At 62.0% G+C, this 15,867-nt stretch carries 12 protein-coding genes and 1 tRNA gene; all 13 read left to right on the top strand.

The genetic code is table 11. The features are described from left to right. Positions 1–32: 32 nt before the first annotated feature. The 13 genes from C8D82_RS13895 (at position 33) to C8D82_RS13835 (ending at position 15,654) form a co-directional block, all read left to right on the top strand. Entirely contained in the window at positions 33–2,888 is a 2,856-nt protein-coding gene (locus C8D82_RS13895; protein ID WP_116884892.1) for a calcium-translocating P-type ATPase, PMCA-type, read from the top strand. A 144-nt stretch (positions 2,889–3,032) separates the two neighbouring features. Beyond that, positions 3,033–3,827, top strand: coding sequence for a Flp pilus assembly protein CpaB (cpaB, locus tag C8D82_RS13890; RefSeq protein WP_116884891.1), 795 nt, complete (start codon positions 3,033–3,035; stop codon positions 3,825–3,827). Between the two features lie 21 nt (positions 3,828–3,848). Beyond that, positions 3,849–5,555, top strand: coding sequence for a TadA family conjugal transfer-associated ATPase (locus tag C8D82_RS22175; protein ID WP_116884890.1), 1,707 nt, complete (start codon positions 3,849–3,851; stop codon positions 5,553–5,555). An 11-nt stretch (positions 5,556–5,566) separates the two neighbouring features. After that, positions 5,567–6,466 (top strand): type II secretion system F family protein, encoded by a 900-nt coding sequence (locus C8D82_RS13880; protein ID WP_116884889.1) that lies wholly within the window; start codon positions 5,567–5,569, stop codon positions 6,464–6,466. Between the two features lie 19 nt (positions 6,467–6,485). Continuing rightward, a complete protein-coding gene (locus C8D82_RS13875) occupies positions 6,486–7,364 on the top strand; it encodes a type II secretion system F family protein (RefSeq protein WP_116884888.1) in 879 nt (292 codons plus the stop codon). After that, the gene (locus C8D82_RS13870; RefSeq protein WP_116884887.1) at positions 7,361–7,825 is read left to right on the top strand and encodes a DUF192 domain-containing protein; all 465 of its coding nucleotides are present in this window, start codon (positions 7,361–7,363) and stop codon (positions 7,823–7,825) included. Before C8D82_RS13875 ends, C8D82_RS13870 begins: the two co-directional genes overlap by 4 nt. Continuing rightward, on the top strand, positions 7,822–9,378 hold the full coding sequence (locus tag C8D82_RS13865) for an FHA domain-containing protein (RefSeq protein ID WP_116884886.1): 1,557 nt from the start codon (positions 7,822–7,824) through the stop codon (positions 9,376–9,378). Before C8D82_RS13870 ends, C8D82_RS13865 begins: the two co-directional genes overlap by 4 nt. Further along, on the top strand, positions 9,375–10,727 hold the full coding sequence (locus tag C8D82_RS13860) for a PEGA domain-containing protein (RefSeq protein WP_116884885.1): 1,353 nt from the start codon (positions 9,375–9,377) through the stop codon (positions 10,725–10,727). Before C8D82_RS13865 ends, C8D82_RS13860 begins: the two co-directional genes overlap by 4 nt. 62 nt (positions 10,728–10,789) lie before the next feature. Beyond that, a tRNA-Pro gene (locus C8D82_RS13855) sits at positions 10,790–10,866 on the top strand. A gap of 30 nt (positions 10,867–10,896) precedes the next feature. Further along, entirely contained in the window at positions 10,897–11,280 is a 384-nt protein-coding gene (locus tag C8D82_RS13850; RefSeq protein WP_116884884.1) for a hypothetical protein, read from the top strand. A 182-nt stretch (positions 11,281–11,462) separates the two neighbouring features. Beyond that, positions 11,463–12,494 (top strand): GntR family transcriptional regulator, encoded by a 1,032-nt coding sequence (locus C8D82_RS13845; RefSeq protein ID WP_116884883.1) that lies wholly within the window; start codon positions 11,463–11,465, stop codon positions 12,492–12,494. A 43-nt stretch (positions 12,495–12,537) separates the two neighbouring features. Continuing rightward, entirely contained in the window at positions 12,538–13,236 is a 699-nt protein-coding gene (locus tag C8D82_RS13840) for a DUF1559 family PulG-like putative transporter (RefSeq protein WP_207776138.1), read from the top strand. 12 nt (positions 13,237–13,248) lie between these two features. Continuing rightward, complete coding sequence (locus tag C8D82_RS13835) at positions 13,249–15,654, top strand: heparinase II/III domain-containing protein (protein ID WP_116884881.1); 2,406 nt, start codon at positions 13,249–13,251, stop codon at positions 15,652–15,654. The last annotated feature ends 213 nt before the right edge of the window (positions 15,655–15,867 follow it).

Below are 15,867 nucleotides of genomic sequence, written 5' to 3'. Positions count from 1 at the left end.
GGAATCATATTGAATAAAGGGGGAGTTGTTCTGTGGATCAATTGAACTACAAGGGGTTGTCGGCGGCCGAAGTCGAAGACAGCCGCAAAAAAAACGGGGCCAACGTACTGGCTCCGCCGGTGCGGGTGCCGTGGTATATTCAGTATCTGCGCAAATTCAGCGATCCGGTGATCCGGATTCTGATGATCGCGGCGATCCTGTCGTGCGTGATCGGCGACTGGGTCGAGGGCGGCGGAATCCTGGTCGCGATCGCGCTGGCGACCTTTATCGCCTTCATCAACGAGTACCGGGCGGAAAAGGAGTTCGACCTGCTGAATCAAAGCAACGACGACCTGCCGTACAAGGTGATCCGCGAAGGGGCTTTCGTGATGGTGCCGCGCCGCGACCTGGTGGTCGGCGACGTGGTGTTCGTCGAACAGGGTGAGGAAATTCCGGCCGACGCGCTGGTGCTGGAGGCGGTGAATCTGCAGCTCGACCAGTCCAGCCTGACCGGAGAAACCGACCCGGTGGAGAAGTTTCCTTCCGGACATCCCGAAATCGCCCGGCTCGGCGAGTGCATCTATCCGGCCGACAAGCTGCTGCGCGGCACTCCGGTGGTCGAGGGCTACGGCTACGCCCGGCTGGTCGCGGTCGGCGAACACTCCGAAATCGGCAAAACCGCCCGCGAAGCCTCGCTGGAAAGCGATGAGGAGACGCCGCTTCAGAAACAGCTCGAAAAACTCAGCCGGATCATCGGCCTGGTCGGTTTCGTGATCGCCGCAACCACTTTCGGCGTATTGGTCGGACGTGAGATCGTGCGCGGCGACATCGTGCAGACGCTGCCGCAGTGGGGCGTCACCGCGACGCTGGCGCTGGCGCTGCTGGTCGCGCTGCTGCGGGTGTGGCTGCCGCTGATCACCGACGGGCTGGAGCTGATCCTGCCCCGGTTCCGGGGGCCGGAATGCCGGGTGGCGGCATGCCTGATCGCGGCGGCGGTGATCGCCGTCGCCGGGCTGGGCGGGATCGCGCTCGGCGGCGTCTGGCCAGACCCGGTGATGTCGACGGCGGCATTGGGGAAGATTCTGGGCTTTTTCATGATCGCGGTGACGCTGATCGTGGTCGCGGTGCCGGAGGGGCTGGCGATGAGCGTGACCTTGAGCCTCGCGTACAGCATGCGCAGGATGACCGCCTCCAACAACCTCGTGCGCAAGATGCACGCCTGCGAAACCATCGGCGCGGCGACGGTGATCTGCACCGACAAGACCGGCACGCTGACCATGAACCGGATGCGGGTGAGTTCGATGCGGTTCGCCGCGTTCCCGGAGGGGAAAGGCGCGCTGCTTGAGGAGAGTATCGCGGTGAACACCACCGGCAACCTTTCGATTTCGCCCGACGGCGCGGCGGAGGCGGTCGGAAATCCGACCGAAGGGGCGCTGCTGCTCTATCTGCACGGGCTGGGGCTGGATTTCCTGAAGCTGCGCTTCGCGTTCCAGCTCAAGGAGCAGCTGACCTTTTCGACCGAACGCAAATTCATGGCGACTTACGGCCGTTCGGCGGTGGACGATACGATGGTGCTCTATGTGAAGGGGGCGCCTGAAATATTGCTGGCGCGTTCGGCGCGGGTGCTGACCGCGTCCGGCGAGGAGGAGCTTTCCGACGCGAAACGCGAAGAGCTGTTCGACGAGCTGAAACAGTATCAGGCGCGCGGAATGCGCACGCTGGCAATCTGCATGCGGCGCGTGGAACTGCCCGCCGGCGCCGACCTGGCCGATGTGGCAAATGAATTGACCTACCTCGGCTTCGCGGCGATTTCAGACCCGGTGCGGCCGGAGGTTCCGCCCGCGATCCGCAGCTGCCGCACCGCCGGAATTCAGGTGAAGGTCGTGACCGGCGACAGCCCGGAGACCGCCCGCGAAATCGGCCGCCAGATCGGTCTTGCCGGGGACGGCGGCTTCGGGGAAGGTGAAATCCTGACCGGCCGCGAGTACGCGGCGCTGGACGACGACGAGGCGGTGCGGATCGGCCGCAAGCTGAAAATCATGGCGCGGGCGCGGCCCGAGGACAAGCTCAAACTGGTGCGGGCGCTGAAGCGTTCCGGCGAAGTGGTCGCGGTGACCGGCGACGGCACCAACGACGCTCCGGCGCTGAACAACGCGGATGTCGGCATCGCGATGGGCAAGACCGGCACCGCGATCGCGAAAGAGGCGGCGGCGATCATCCTGCTGGACGACTCGTTCGCCAGCGTGGTGAATGCGGTGCTGTGGGGACGCTCGCTGTACGCGAACATCCAGCGTTTCATCATCTTCCAGCTGACGATCAACGTCGCGGCGCTGCTGATCGCGGTGACGGGGCCGTTCCTCGGCGTGGAGCTGCCGCTGACGGTGATCCAGATGCTGTGGATCAATCTGATCATGGACACCTTCGCGGCGCTGGCGCTGGCGACCGAGCCGCCCGACCCGGCGGTGATGGACCGCAAACCGCGCCGCAGCGGCGACTTCATCGTGACCGGCACGATGGCGAAGAACATCTTCGGCACCGCGATCGCGCTGGTGGCCTTCTTCATCGGCTGGCTGCTCCACATGAAAGGGGAAGCCGGCGCGGTGCTGCTGCGCGACCAGACGGTGTTCTTTTCGGTATTCGTGCTGATCCAGTTCTGGAATCTGTTCAATGTGCGCGCTTACGGCACGGCCGGTTCCTTCCTGCGGCGGCTGGGCGGCAACCACATGTTCTACCTGATCGCGGGGGCGATCCTGGCCGGGCAGATCGTGATCGTGACCTTCGGCGGCCGCGCGTTCCGGGTGGCGCCTCTGGATGTGCTGACCTGGGTGGAGATCATCGCGGCGACTTCGCTGGTGCTGTGGATCGGGGAGCTGATCCGCTTCGTCGCCCGGCGCCTGGCGCCGAAGTGACAAAATGCCGCTTTCCGGTGTTTTCCTGATAAAAAACGGGAAAACACTCTGGCATTTTCCAGATGGGGCGTATATATTCCAGAATATCGGGAACCGTTGCGATTCCCGTCGGCTGGATCTTTTCAACCTGTTCGGGGAGTGCATATGCGGCAGAAATTCTTATTGCTCGGCGCGGTGGTGTTCGGTCTGCTGGCGTTCGTGTTGAGCTATCAGCAGCTGGAGGCCGAAAAAAGGCGGATCATCGGCGATTCGGAGACCGTGGTGCTGATCAAACTGGCGGTGGACAAGGCTCCCAATGAGGAGCTGCAGCCGGGAGATCTGGTCCGGTATCCGGTCCGGCGCTCCCGTGAAATGCAATCGATGAGCCGCGAAATCCCGTGGAGCGAGGTGTCGCGGGTGATCGGCCGCCAGCTCGAAACCACGATGACCGCCGGACAGGTCCTGCAGAGCACCGACCTGAAGCCGATGACCCAGCGGCAGGGGTTCAACGGCGTGATCCGTCCCGGCATGCGGGCGGTCGCGATTCCGGTGGACCCGGTCTCCTCGGTGAACAACCTGATCCAGCCCAACGACGATGTCGATGTGATCGGCACCTTCCGCTTTCCCGACGTGCGCGGCGACAGTTCGCTCGACACCGTGACGCTGACGATCCTGCAGGATGTGAAGGTGCTGGCGGTCGGCAACCGCTGGGGAAGCGCGTCGCTCGATCCCGCGGGGGCGCGTTCCTACGGCACCGTGACGCTGCTGCTGTATCCCGAGGAGGTGGAGATGATCATCTTCGCCTCCCAGAAAGGCAAGCTGAATCTGTCGCTGCGCAATTTCGAGGATGTTAAGATTTCGCGCGAGACCGAGAAGCGCAGCGTGAACTTCAAGCAGCTTGAAAAAGAGATTCCCACCTACAACCAGCGGCGCGAAGAAGACCGCATGCGCCTGAAATAGGCCGGGCGCGGGAGGCGAGCCATGCTTGAAATCGTAATCCATCAGCCCGGAGCGCCGGATTCGGCGGCGAAGCTGCCCGGCGGCGCCTATCTGGTCGGCGCCGCCGAGGAGTGCCACATCCGGATCATCCGGCCCGACATCTCCCGCCGCCACGCGCAGTTCGTGGTGCATGACGACCGGCTCACCGTGATGGACCTCGGCAGCCGGAACGGCACCGTGACCGACGACGGGACGGCGCTGTTTCCGCATGAACCCTATGAGATCCGGCCGGGGCGGACGTTGCGGCTCGGCAAGGTGGAGATTCTGGTGCGCCGGGCGGAAACCGCCCCGGCTCCGGTGGCGGCGGTTGCGCCGGCGTCTGCGGCCGCCCCGGAAATTTCACTGCTGGCGGCGGAGGCGAAGAAACAGGAGATTCCTCTCTTGAAGATTTCCGGCGTGCCGGCGCGGCTGCGCCCGATCCTGCAGGAGATCAAGAAGCACGCCCACCGGGAGCTGCTGATCCGGCTGAACCTGAAGAAGCTGGCGGTCGCGGGCGTCTCCGGCGACGAACTCAAGGAGCAGGCGGCGGTGATGGTGCGGGAAATTCTTTCGCAGCTGACCGTTACCCTGCCGCCGGAGCTGCCGCTGTCGGTGCTGGAACGGGAGCTGATCCAGGAAGCGGTCGGCCTCGGTCCTCTGGAGTACCTGATCGAGCGCGACGACATCACCGAAATCATGGTCAACGGCCCCGATCAGGTGTTTGTGGAAAAGGAAGGCGTGCTGTACCGGACCGATACCGCGTTCGCCGACAACAATCAGGTGCTCTCCGCGATCGAGCGGATCGTCGCGCCGCTGGGGCGGCGGATCGACGAAAGCTCCCCGATGGTGGACGCGCGGCTTCCGGACGGCAGCCGCGTGAACGCGATCATCCCGCCGCTGTCGCTGGTGGGGCCGACGATCACGATCCGGAAGTTCTCCCGCAAGCCTTTTGAAGCGGCGGACCTGATCCGGTTCGGTTCGGTTTCGGCGGACATCATGCAGTTTCTGGCGGTCTGCGTCGCGGTGCGCAAGAACATCCTGATCTCAGGCGGCACCGGCTCCGGCAAAACCACGCTGCTGAACGTGCTCAGCTCCTTTCTGCCGAACCGCGAGCGCATCGTGACCATCGAGGACGCCGCCGAACTCCAGCTCCATCAGGAGCATCTGGTCCGGCTGGAATCCCGCCCGCCGAACATCGAGGGCAAGGGGGCGGTGACCATCCGCGACCTGGTGCGCAACAGCCTGCGCATGCGTCCCGACCGGATCGTGGTCGGCGAGTGCCGCGGCGGCGAGGCGCTGGACATGCTTCAGGCGATGAACACCGGCCACGACGGCAGCCTGACCACGATCCACGCGAACAGCCCCCGCGACGCGCTGTCGCGTCTGGAGACACTGGTGCTGATGGCGGGCTTCGACCTGCCGCTGCGGGCGATCCGCGAACAGGTCGCGTCGGCGATCCATATCGTGGTGCAGATCACCCGCGAGCGGGACGGCAGCCGCAAGATCGTGAACGTCAGCGAAATCACCAAGATGGAGGGGGACGTGATCACGATGCAGGATCTGTTCGTGTTCCGCCAGACCGGCTGGGACGGTGAAAACCGGATCACCGGCGTATTCGAACCGACCGGCAGCGTGCCGACCTTCATGGAGGAGATCGAGCGCGCCAAGCTGGACCTGGATATCCGGATGTTCAGCCGGAAAAGCAGTTGAGAGGAAACCTTATGCAGGAAAGCGCGATGCTGTCAAGCTCATTCTGGCCGGGAATCTGTGCGTTCCTGAGCGTGATGCTGGCCACGTTCGTGCTGATCGAATTCGGTTTGTACGTGGCGGCCCGCTACCGGGAACGCTATCTGGCCGAAGCCAGCACCGAGCTGGACGACGTGTTGATCCAGATGCCCGCCAGGCGGGTGCTGGATCTGAGTCTGGCGCTGGCCACTTCGGGAATCATCATTTCGATCATCCTGATGTCGACGCTGGTGGAGGGATATTCGTGGAAGTGGGGGATTTTCGTCGCGCTGTTTTTCGGCGTGGTCCTGTTTCTGCTTCCCCGGCTGGTGCTGCGGCAGCTCAAGGTGCGGCGGCTCGAAAAATTCAATTTCCAGCTGGAAGACGCGCTGGGAGTGATCTCCAGTTCGCTGAAGGCCGGCTTCAGCATCAATCAGGCGCTGGAGGAGGTCGCCGAGCAGAACATCCACCCGATTTCCGTCGAATTCCGGCTGCTGATCCAGGAGATACGGCTCGGCGTGCCGGTGGAGCAGGCGCTGGAAAATATGAACCGGCGGCTGCGGTCGGAGGATTTCGAGCTGGTCGCCACCGCGATCCTGACCGCCCGGCAGACCGGCGGCGAGCTGACCGGCACGCTGGAACGGGTCGCCTCGCTGATCCGGGAGCGGGTGCGCATCTCCAACAAGGTCCGCGCGCTGACCGCGCTGGGACGGCTTCAGGCGATCCTGATCGCGCTGACGCCGGTGGCGCTGCTGATCGGGCTGTGGTGGATCAATCCGGTGATGATCCGCGCGTTCGTGACCAATCCGATCGGGATCGCGCTGCTGATCGTGGCGGGAATTTTCGACGTGATCGGTTTTCTGATCATCCGCCGGATCGTAACCATCGAAGTATAGGAGCAGGGGCAAGTTGGATATGATTATACAGTTGGCGGCGGCGTTTTCGGCCGGAGCGGCGGTGACCTGCCTTTCGCTGTGCATCCTGCGGCTGCTCTCCGGCGTGGAGCTGGAGCGGAAACGGGCGGAAACCGATCTGCCGGTGCCGGTTCTGTTCCGGCTGCTGATGCCGTTCCTGCCGCTGGTCCGCTCCACCTCGGAGTCGGAGGGGCTCGCTTCATGGCGCAGGAGTGTCGCTCCGAAGCTGCTGATGGCGGGGTACGGCGAGGTGTTCACTCCCGGGGACTTCATCGGGCTGAAGCTGCTGGTCTATCTGCTGGGGCTGGTGATTCTGCTGATCGGGGCGCTCTCCGGCCGGGTGCTGATCTGTCTGTGCATGGCGGCGCTGGTCGTCACGTTCTATTCGTCGATGTGGCTGTCGATGCGGATCAAGGCGCGCCATCTGTCGATCATGAAGGCGCTGCCGAACGTGCTCGATCTGCTGATGCTGTCGGTGGAGTCGGGGCGCGACATCGTGTCGGCGCTGCGCGACATCCTGGCCCGCCGCCGGATGGACCCGCTCGGCGAGGAGCTGACCCGGGCGTTCCGGCAGATGCAGCTCGGGCGCAAGCGGGCGGATGCGCTGCGCGACATGGCGCAGCGGGTGCGGCAGCCCGACCTCACCACGACGGTCAACGCGATCGTGCAGGCCGAGGAGCTGGGCGTCAGCATCGTGCAGCTGCTGCGTGTGCAGGGGGATATGCAGCGCAACAAACGCTTTTCGCTGGCGGAGAAGCTGGCGAACGAGGCGGCGGTCAAGATCATTTTCCCGGTGGTGTTCTGCATTCTGCCGTCGGTGCTGATCGTGATTTTCGGGCCGCTGGCCCTTCAGGTTCTTCAGATGTTCCGGGTGGGATGATGATTTACGATCTGGATTCGAAACGGTATCTGGCGCGTCATCCGCGGTGGGCGCTCGGCTGGTTCGATCGGCTGCGCGGCATGATCGGGCGGCGCTTTGCGGCCGGGGAGTTCGACGCGATGGTATTTCCCCGCTGCGGCGCGGTGCACAGCTGGTGGATGACGGTGCCGATCGACCTGGTCTTTCTCGACCGGGAGTCGAAGGTGATCCGGTTGAAAAGCGATTTCCGGCCGTGGCGGCTGCCCGCCGGCTGCCGCGGAGCGGTCACGGTGATCGAACTGCCCGCGGGCGCGATCGAACGGGCCGCCTGCCGGGTCGGGCACCGGATCAATTTAAATTCGACTTTGGACGGTGAGGCGATTGAAAAATTGCAATCTGAAACTATCTTAAAAAATGCAGGGGCTTCCCCGTGCTCGGCCGAGCCGGGAACCGGGACTGGAACGAACAAGGGGTTTCGATGAAAATATCTTTTGTCAACGGTGTGCGAAGCGGCGACGAAGCCGAATTTGCGCTGCCGGAGATTACCATAGGCCGGGAGGACGGCAATATCGTCCGGATTCCGACCGAGGGCGTGTCGCGCTACCACGCTCGGCTCTGGCTGAATCCGGACGGCGCGTGGATCGTCAGCGATCAGGGCAGCACCAACGGCGTGAAGCTGAACGGGGTGCGCATCACCAGCGACCGCACGCTGGCGGAAGGGGACCTGCTCGAAATCGGCGACCAGATGATCCGGGTTTCGGGATTGGCCGCGGAGCCGCCCAAGGTGATTTTCAATCCGATTCCGTCGTCGGTGACCAATCCGGTGCCGGGGCTTTCCGGCAAGCGCACGCGCGAACCGGGTGTTGCGCCCGGAACCGGTGTGGTCCGCAATTCCGCTCCGACCGAAGCGATTCCGTTCCCGGCACCGGAGGCGGTGTCGCCGTCGGCGCGGACCCGGGTGCTCGAACCGCTTCCGCCGGTGAGCCCGAAACCGGCCCCCGCAGCTCCTCCTCCGCCCGCCGCCGAGCCGGTGGCGATCGAATCGGCGATCCACTCCGGGAATTTCCGGCTGTTCGACGAGTCGAAAAAGGAGAGGAAAGAGGAAAACGCGGGAAACGCCCCGGCGAAGCCGCGCCGCCGCATCTCCAACCTGACGTTTTATACGGTGATCGTCTGTGTGGTGGTCGTGGTGATCAGCGCGTGCATCCGGCTCTTTTCGCCTGCTCCGGCTGCGAAGAACGCCGCGAATGCGGCCGCGGCGGAGAAGCCGCTGACGGTCTATTACGAAAAGGTGATCCAGGCGCCGGACAATGTGTTCCGCTTTACGATGCTGCTGGAAAACGGCGGGGCGACCTTTCTTCTCGACGACATCAAATCCATGCGCCATGTCGAGCGCACCGAAAAAGAGATCGGCAAGAGCAATCTGGATGTGCTGCGCGGCCAGCTGGAAAGCTCCGGCATCTGGACCATGGCGCGGCCCGCCGCGCCGCGCTCCCGCGAGCTGGTCAACCGGCGGCTGGTGATCGCCGAACCAACCCGGGTCGCGGATATCCGCGTGGCCGGGCAGTTCCTGCCGATGGAGTTTGAAAAGGCGGAGGCGGCAATCAACGCGCTGGCCGAGCAGTACGGGCTTCAGACCATCGCGCTGACGGCGGAGGAGTTGAAATCGCAGGCGGAGGCGAGCTTCGTGAAGGCCGAGCAGTTGTTCGCCGACCGGGAGGCGCTGCCGTCGAACCTGCGCGACGCGATCGCCCGCTACCGGCTGACGGTCAGTTATCTGGATCAGTTCTCGCCGCATCCGGCGATGTGGGACCGGGCGCGCCGCCGGCTGGCGGAGGCACAGCAGTTGCGCGAGCGCAAGCTCAATGCGTTGAATGCGGAGGTAGCCCGGCTGGCGGCGCTCAAGGATTACGGGAAGCTGCGGCTGGTCTATCAGGAGGTGATGGAGCTGGTGGATGTCGGCTCCGTGCCCTATGACAAGGCGAGGCGCGGGCTTTTCGCGGTCGACAACGCTCTGAGGGGAAAACTGAAATGAAACGGATGATGAATTTTTTCCTGCCGGCGGTGTTGGCCGCGGCATTGTCGCTGCCGGGCGGATGCGGCAGGAAAGAGCCGCCCGGCGCGGTGGTGAACATCACCGGGCCGGAAGGACTGTCGGTGGGCTGCGGCAAACAGGTGTTTACGAAGCCGCCGTTTGAATTGAAGATGCCGCCGGGTTCGTATCTTTTCAAATTCACGGCGCCCGGCTATGCCCCGAAGTGGCAGTCGGTCGTGCTGAAGGATCAGGAGCATCGGCGGATCGCGGTCGAACTGGAACCGGCGCTGACTTCGGTGCTGGTGGCGACCAGGCCCGCCGGAGCGGAGCTGGTGATGGGATCGCGGGTGGTCGGGGCGACGCCGCTGGTGCTGGAGCTGCCGCTCGGCAGTTTTTCCGGCCAGCTCCGGATGCCCGGCTACAGCGAGCGGGCGATCGACTGGCGCGTGGACGACGAACGGCCGCGGCAGATCATGGTGAACCTCGACGCGAATATCGCCAAGGCGACGATTTCGAGCATACCGGAGCAGGCGCAGCTGTTCATCGACGACCGGCCGGTCGGGGCGACGCCGTACAGTGGCGAATTCAACGAGGGCAAATACCGGATCCGGCTGGAAGCTCCCGGCTTCCTGCCGCTGGAGCAGGTGCTGACCCTGAACCGGGGCGAGGAGCTGCCGAAAACCTACAAGCTGACGCCGAAGCCGGGCGGAATCGACATCACCTCCGAGCCGGCCGGGGCCGAAATCTTCGTGAACGACGTGAAGCAGGGCGTCACGCCGTGCACCGTGATGAACCTGACTCCGGCGGTCTACCGGATCAGGGCGGTGAAGCAGGGATACGATGTCGGGGAAAAGACGATCCAGATCGCGGCGGGCTTCAGCGACAGCATCCGGTTCAAGCTGGTCAAGAGCACCGGGGCGATCATACTGAACGTGCAGCCGGCCGGAATCCATATTTCGCTGGACGGCAAGCCTTACGGCAAAAGTGTGGCCGAGTCGGAGAATTCGACCGGCACGAAGCCGATCCTGATTGATTCCGTCGCGCCGGGCAGGCATGTGGTGACGGTGTCGCATCCGCGGGCGATGCCTTCGAGCCGCGATTACGTACTGGAGGTGCAGAAGGAGAAGGTGGTCAACCGCAAGATCGACGTGTGGGTGGCCAACTGCGAAATCAAGTTCAAGGATACGGGCCGGGTCGAACTCGGGGCGTTGTTCGAGGAGAGTGAAAAGGCGATTTTCTTCGGCACGGAGCCGGGGGTGCGGGTCGAAATCGGCCGCGACAAACTGGAATGGGTCCGCAAACTGAAGATCGACGAACCGGCCGGCAAGCCGGAATCTTCGGAAAAATAACGGCGCCGTATTGCATATTCTCCGCTTCGGGGATATATTACCGCACTTTATTTCCAATTCGTCGGGGTGTAGCGCAGTGGCTTAGCGCGTCTGCTTTGGGAGCAGAAAGTCGAGGGTTCGATCCCCTCCACCCCGACCAACTTTATGATCAGTTCACCGGATATCAGTGATGATGTATTTCATACGGCTTCTTTTGCTGTTGACAATCGTGCTGCCGCTTTCGCTTTTTATGTATCGGTTGGCTTCGCCGGTGCTGTTGTGGGGGCTGATCGTGTTCCCAAATCTTCTTTCCGCAGCCGAATGTGTCGCCGGGCTGATCGGCAAAAAATATCGGCTTTTGCATTTCGGCGTGCTGGCCGGTTATGCGCTGGCGATATTGGTTATGATCGCCGGATTTATTGTGACATGCGGCACTCATGACTCCGGCGGAAGTGAAGCGGAAGCCTCAATGAATACAGCTTACGCCGTTCTACTGGTGCTGATTCCCGCTGTTTTGAACGGGGGCGGTCTGGCGTTGGCGATAGATTGGTCCCGATGGATCGAGTGGACCTGAACCGGATGCAGGCGGGTGCTCCGTTTTCATCAGAACAACGGGCAAGACGGGAGCCGGGTTTGAAGACCAACCGGTATGAATGGAAAAATTCCTGAAAAAAATCCGATGCGCTATTGACATCTGCGGCTGGATTGTGTATAATTATAGACAGGATCACGTAAACATGTATAGGAACGTTTGAAATGTCGAAAATCGCCTATCGGGCCGTTTATGAGGAGCTTCACCGGCGGATCAGGGAACGTCTGCTGATTCCCGGCGAATTGATGCCGGGCGAAAAGCGGCTTGCCGAGGAATACCAAGTCAGCCGGACTACCGCGCGCAAGGCGTTGCAACTGTTGTCGGAGCGCGGATTCATCAGCAGCCGTGCCGGAGTCGGCTGGGAAGTGCTGCGTTCCGCGCCGGGACCGAAGGCGCCGTCGCGGCCGTGGACGATCGGCATTGATCCGATCGCACCCGGCTGGGGAGCTTACTATCAGGAACTGCTGATGAAAGGAATTCTGGATGCGGCGCAGCAGGACAGCTGCCGGCTCACGGTGCTTGACAACCGCAATCCGAAGACGCTGAACGTGGCCGGCATAGACGGATTGTTGATGATGTGGGTGGGAGATGAAAATTACGCGCCTTATGCCGCGCTGGCCGAAAAAGGCTTGCCGATTGCGTTCATCAACCGGCAACCGGAGAACCCGCGTTTCTCGTTTTTTTCGGTTGATTATACCCGGGAAGCATACCGGGCGGTCGAATATCTGTTGATGGCGGGTCACCGGGAGATTATGATGGTGACCGGCGGCGGTGCTTCGATGGAGTTGCGCGAGCGGGGGTATTATCAGGCATTCGCGGCGCACCGGCTTCCGTCGCCCTCCGGGCTGGTGTTGCGCGATCCCACGGTGGATGAACTGGCCGGTGTGCTGAAAGAGCGCCGGCCGACCGCCGCGTTTTTGCTGTTCGGCTGTCAGACTCCGACTTTCGCGGTGGCGGCGGAACGGGCCGGGCTGCAAATTCCCGGGGATGTTTCACTGATCTGCTTTGATGATATGGACAGAGTGGCGGGAGTGTCCTTTCCGGTAAGCTGCATTCGGATGCCGCTTTTTCAGATGGGACAGGCGGCGTTGACGCACCTGCTGCGGAGGCTGGAAGAACCGGAAACCGAACCGGTGCGACGGATCGTGGGAGCGGAACTGTGCATCAATTCCAGTTGCCGGATTCTGGAACCTTGAGTTTTCAACCGGAACAAGAAATAATGACCGCCACAGGGAGGAAATGATGGGAAGAACAAAATTCACACTAATTGAATTGCTGATTGTTATAGCAATCATTGCGATTCTGGCTTCGATGCTGCTGCCCGCATTGCAGAAGGCGCGGGAGAAAGCGCGCAATATCAGTTGCATCAACAATCTCAAGCAGATCGGCATCGGGATTTCTTCCTATACGATCGATTTCAACGGCTGGTTTCCCTATGCGCCGACGGATGATGACAATAACTATAATACCCTTAATACAACCAAGTTCCGCCGTGGGAACTCCAATCAGGGCCTGGCCTCGGCATTGATCGATACCGGAATGATCCCGGCGGCAAAAAGCTTTGAATGTCCCGCGCGTTCCGCGGCGGCGACGGTTGCGGCCGGTTTCAACCGTTACGACATGTCCTGGATCACGCGGAATTGTCCGGACTGGCTGCTGTCGAGCTACCGGTTTCTGCCGTTCCTGTGGGAAGAAGCCTACGGCAAATGGAATGAGAATCTGACCCACAGCTACCGGCTGAAATATCCGGACCGGGCGATGGCCGCCGATGAGTTTTTCAAGTTGAACGACCAGCCTCATGCACATGGGGTGAAATCCAATGTGCTCTATCAGGATGGAGCAGTGCGGACCGTCGATAACCGGGCGGCGGCGAATTGGGAAACCTATGCGTCCTACAATGCGTTCCTGTGGTTCAAGAAGTTCCGCCGTTCCAACTGAAGGAGGAGGAAGATGGTGATCGGTAAATTTGGAATATGGTGTGCGGCTGTATTTGCGGCGGTGAGCGCGGCTGCGCTGCCGCCCGCTTTTTCGGTCGACCGGGAGGGCAGGCTCCGAATCGGCGACGGCATCGGATTCGAATGGATGGCCTATCAGGACTGGAAGCCGAGCTTCCAGCAGCCTCCGGCGTTGGCTCCTGCGGTCGGATTCCCGAAAGTTTTGCCGGAACGTTTTGAACTGGAAGCGTCCTGGCAGCTGTTGGACGGTGTGGCGTGCCGATTTTTTGAAACGGTGGAAACTGCCGGAGAGAATGCAATCGCCTGCCGATGGCGGCTGGAATTCCCGGAGCGGTTCAGGGCGTTGCTGGTGTTGAACGGCGCCATACCGGCGGCGGAACTGGGGGGACGCCGCTGCACGGTTGACAGGGACGCGGTGGAACTGCCGAAGCGTGCCGCTGATTTCGGAGGGCGTAAATGGAAGTCGGCCAAGGCGGTGCTGCTGGAGACCTCCGGCAGCACGGTGAAACTTGAAGGAGAATTCGGATTCGAGCTGTTTTCCGCCGCCGGAGCCTACCGGCTGCGCCTCTTTCCGAAACGGAACGGAGAGGCGGCGGAACTGACGTTGAAGATCACCGCGGTTCCCGCCGGAATCACGGCGGAGGTGCGTGAGGCAGTCGACAAACTGGGAGTGCGGCGGCCGAGGGTACTCGTCGACCGGTTCGACACAATCCGGAAGAATGCAGAAACACCACTGGGAAAACTGCTGGCGAAGCGGATCGTAGGCAATGCGGAGCTGCTGCTGCCGATGCCGCCGCAGCCGAAGGTGATGATGGATCCGATGCGGATGCTCTCTGCCAGCCAGCAGATACTAGCGCGGCTCAACACGCTGGCGACGGCATGGGTACTGACCGGTGAAAGGAGGTTCGCCGAGCGGGCGGTGGCCGAATTGCTGAACGCAGCCGGTTATCCGGATTGGAATCCGCAACATTTTCTCGATACCGCCGAACTGCTGATGGGGGTGTCGCTCGCCTATGACTGGCTCTATGCAGAGCTGACCCCGGAACAGCGTGACCGGGTTGCCGCCGCGATTGTTGAAAAAGGACTCAAGCCCTCGTTCGGGCCGAAAATGTGGTGGGTTTCGACCACCAACAACTGGAATCAGGTCTGTCATGCCGGATTGATCGCCGGAGCGGTTGCGGTCGGCGACCGCGAACCTGAGCTTGCCGCGCGGATCATCACCCGTGCGGTGGAACGGCTGCGCTACTCGCTGGCGGCCAGTTACAGTCCGCGCGGCGCTCATCCGGAAGGACCGGGCTACTGGATTTACGCGTCGGATTTTACCGCGCTGGCGCTGGATATGCTCGACGCGGCATTCAACCGGAATTTCGGCCTGGCCGATACGCCCGGACTGTCGCAGACCGGAGACTTCATGCAGGCGATGACCGGGCCAACCGGCTTCACATTCAATTGCGGCGATACCCATACATTCCAGAGGCGGCAGCTTTCGTTTGCAATGTTCAGCCTGGCGAAACGGTTTGACCGGGCCGACTGGCTTGTGCCGTGGGAGAACGGCATGCTTGAGACGTATTGCCGGGAGAAGCCCGCATGGAAACAGGACGACAAGCGGCTGCTGCCGCTGATTCTGACCGGACTCCGGCCACCGGTCGGGAAAGTGAAAAACGGCCCGCTCGGCTGGTTCAGCGGAAAGAGTGCGGCCGCGCCGCTTGCGGTGATGCGTTCCGGCTGGGAACCGGATGCCGTCTACTTCGGCCTTACCGCCGGTTCGCCGCGGCGCAACCACGGCCATATGGATTGCGGCGCATTCATCTACGAGGCCGACGGCGTGCGATGGGCGATGGACCTGGGAGCGCAGAACTATTCGAAGCTGGAAAAAGTCCTGCAGATATGGGACATGAAGCAGGACAGCGAACGCTGGCAGGTTTTCCGCTACGGAGCCGACAGCCACAATATCGCGCGGATCGGGGGACAGCCGCAACGAGTCGACGGGAAAGGCGCGATTACAGCCGCTTCCGGGAACATGATCGAAGCCGATCTGACGCCGGTTTACGCCGGAGGAGCGGAACGGGTGGTCCGGCGGGCCGGCTTGGCCGCCGACCGTACCCTGACTCTGACCGACACTCTGCAGGGAGTGAAGCCAGGAGAGATTATCAGTTGGCAGATGTGCACCCGGGCTGAAGCCGCGACGCAAACGGACGGTTCCTTGCTGTTGACGCAGGGAAAAGCCTTTTTGCGTCTCGAAAAAAATATGCCGGGCGCGTGGGAGGTCGTGGCGGAAGAAGAACTCCTGAAGCCGTTCGACCAGAAAACCGGCAAGGTGAAGATGGTGCGTTTCACGGTTCCGGCTCCCGCTTCCGGCGCGGTGGAGTTGTCGGTACGTTTTCTCCCGGGCGGGAAGTGAGGAGGACGGAGGCCGCATAGCGGTTTTTGTCAGAATATGGTAAAAATGCGGTGTTTTTCCTGTTTCCGGCTTTTAATTTCGGCAAGCCGGGATATTTTAGGGTTTATTTAGAGATAAGTTCAAGTTTTCCTGTTTTTTTGAACTGCTCCCGCGAATCGAGAGAAGTTCCTGAATTTATTGTGCCGACCTTGATTGAAAAAAACACGAATTTTT

Origin of the sequence: Victivallis vadensis (genome assembly GCF_003096415.1) — a bacterium.
GTDB classification, from domain to species: domain Bacteria; phylum Verrucomicrobiota; class Lentisphaeria; order Victivallales; family Victivallaceae; genus Victivallis; species Victivallis vadensis.
Note: the sequence above shows the minus strand (reverse complement) of the source record. Positions and strands in the feature narration are given on the sequence as shown.

What these genes read in the sequence shown, in the direction of transcription:
- cpaB (WP_116884891.1), top strand. Translation starts at nt 3,033, where the DNA reads ATGCGGCAGAAATTCTTATTGCTCGGCGCGGTGGTGTTCGGTCTGCTG.
- C8D82_RS22175 (WP_116884890.1), top strand. Translation starts at nt 3,849, where the DNA reads ATGCTTGAAATCGTAATCCATCAGCCCGGAGCGCCGGATTCGGCGGCG.
- C8D82_RS13880 (WP_116884889.1), top strand. Translation starts at nt 5,567, where the DNA reads ATGCAGGAAAGCGCGATGCTGTCAAGCTCATTCTGGCCGGGAATCTGT.
- C8D82_RS13875 (WP_116884888.1), top strand. Translation starts at nt 6,486, where the DNA reads ATGATTATACAGTTGGCGGCGGCGTTTTCGGCCGGAGCGGCGGTGACC.
- C8D82_RS13870 (WP_116884887.1), top strand. Translation starts at nt 7,361, where the DNA reads ATGATGATTTACGATCTGGATTCGAAACGGTATCTGGCGCGTCATCCG.
- C8D82_RS13865 (WP_116884886.1), top strand. Translation starts at nt 7,822, where the DNA reads ATGAAAATATCTTTTGTCAACGGTGTGCGAAGCGGCGACGAAGCCGAA.
- C8D82_RS13860 (WP_116884885.1), top strand. Translation starts at nt 9,375, where the DNA reads ATGAAACGGATGATGAATTTTTTCCTGCCGGCGGTGTTGGCCGCGGCA.
- C8D82_RS13850 (WP_116884884.1), top strand. Translation starts at nt 10,897, where the DNA reads ATGATGTATTTCATACGGCTTCTTTTGCTGTTGACAATCGTGCTGCCG.
- C8D82_RS13845 (WP_116884883.1), top strand. Translation starts at nt 11,463, where the DNA reads ATGTCGAAAATCGCCTATCGGGCCGTTTATGAGGAGCTTCACCGGCGG.
- C8D82_RS13840 (WP_207776138.1), top strand. Translation starts at nt 12,538, where the DNA reads ATGATGGGAAGAACAAAATTCACACTAATTGAATTGCTGATTGTTATA.
- C8D82_RS13835 (WP_116884881.1), top strand. Translation starts at nt 13,249, where the DNA reads ATGGTGATCGGTAAATTTGGAATATGGTGTGCGGCTGTATTTGCGGCG.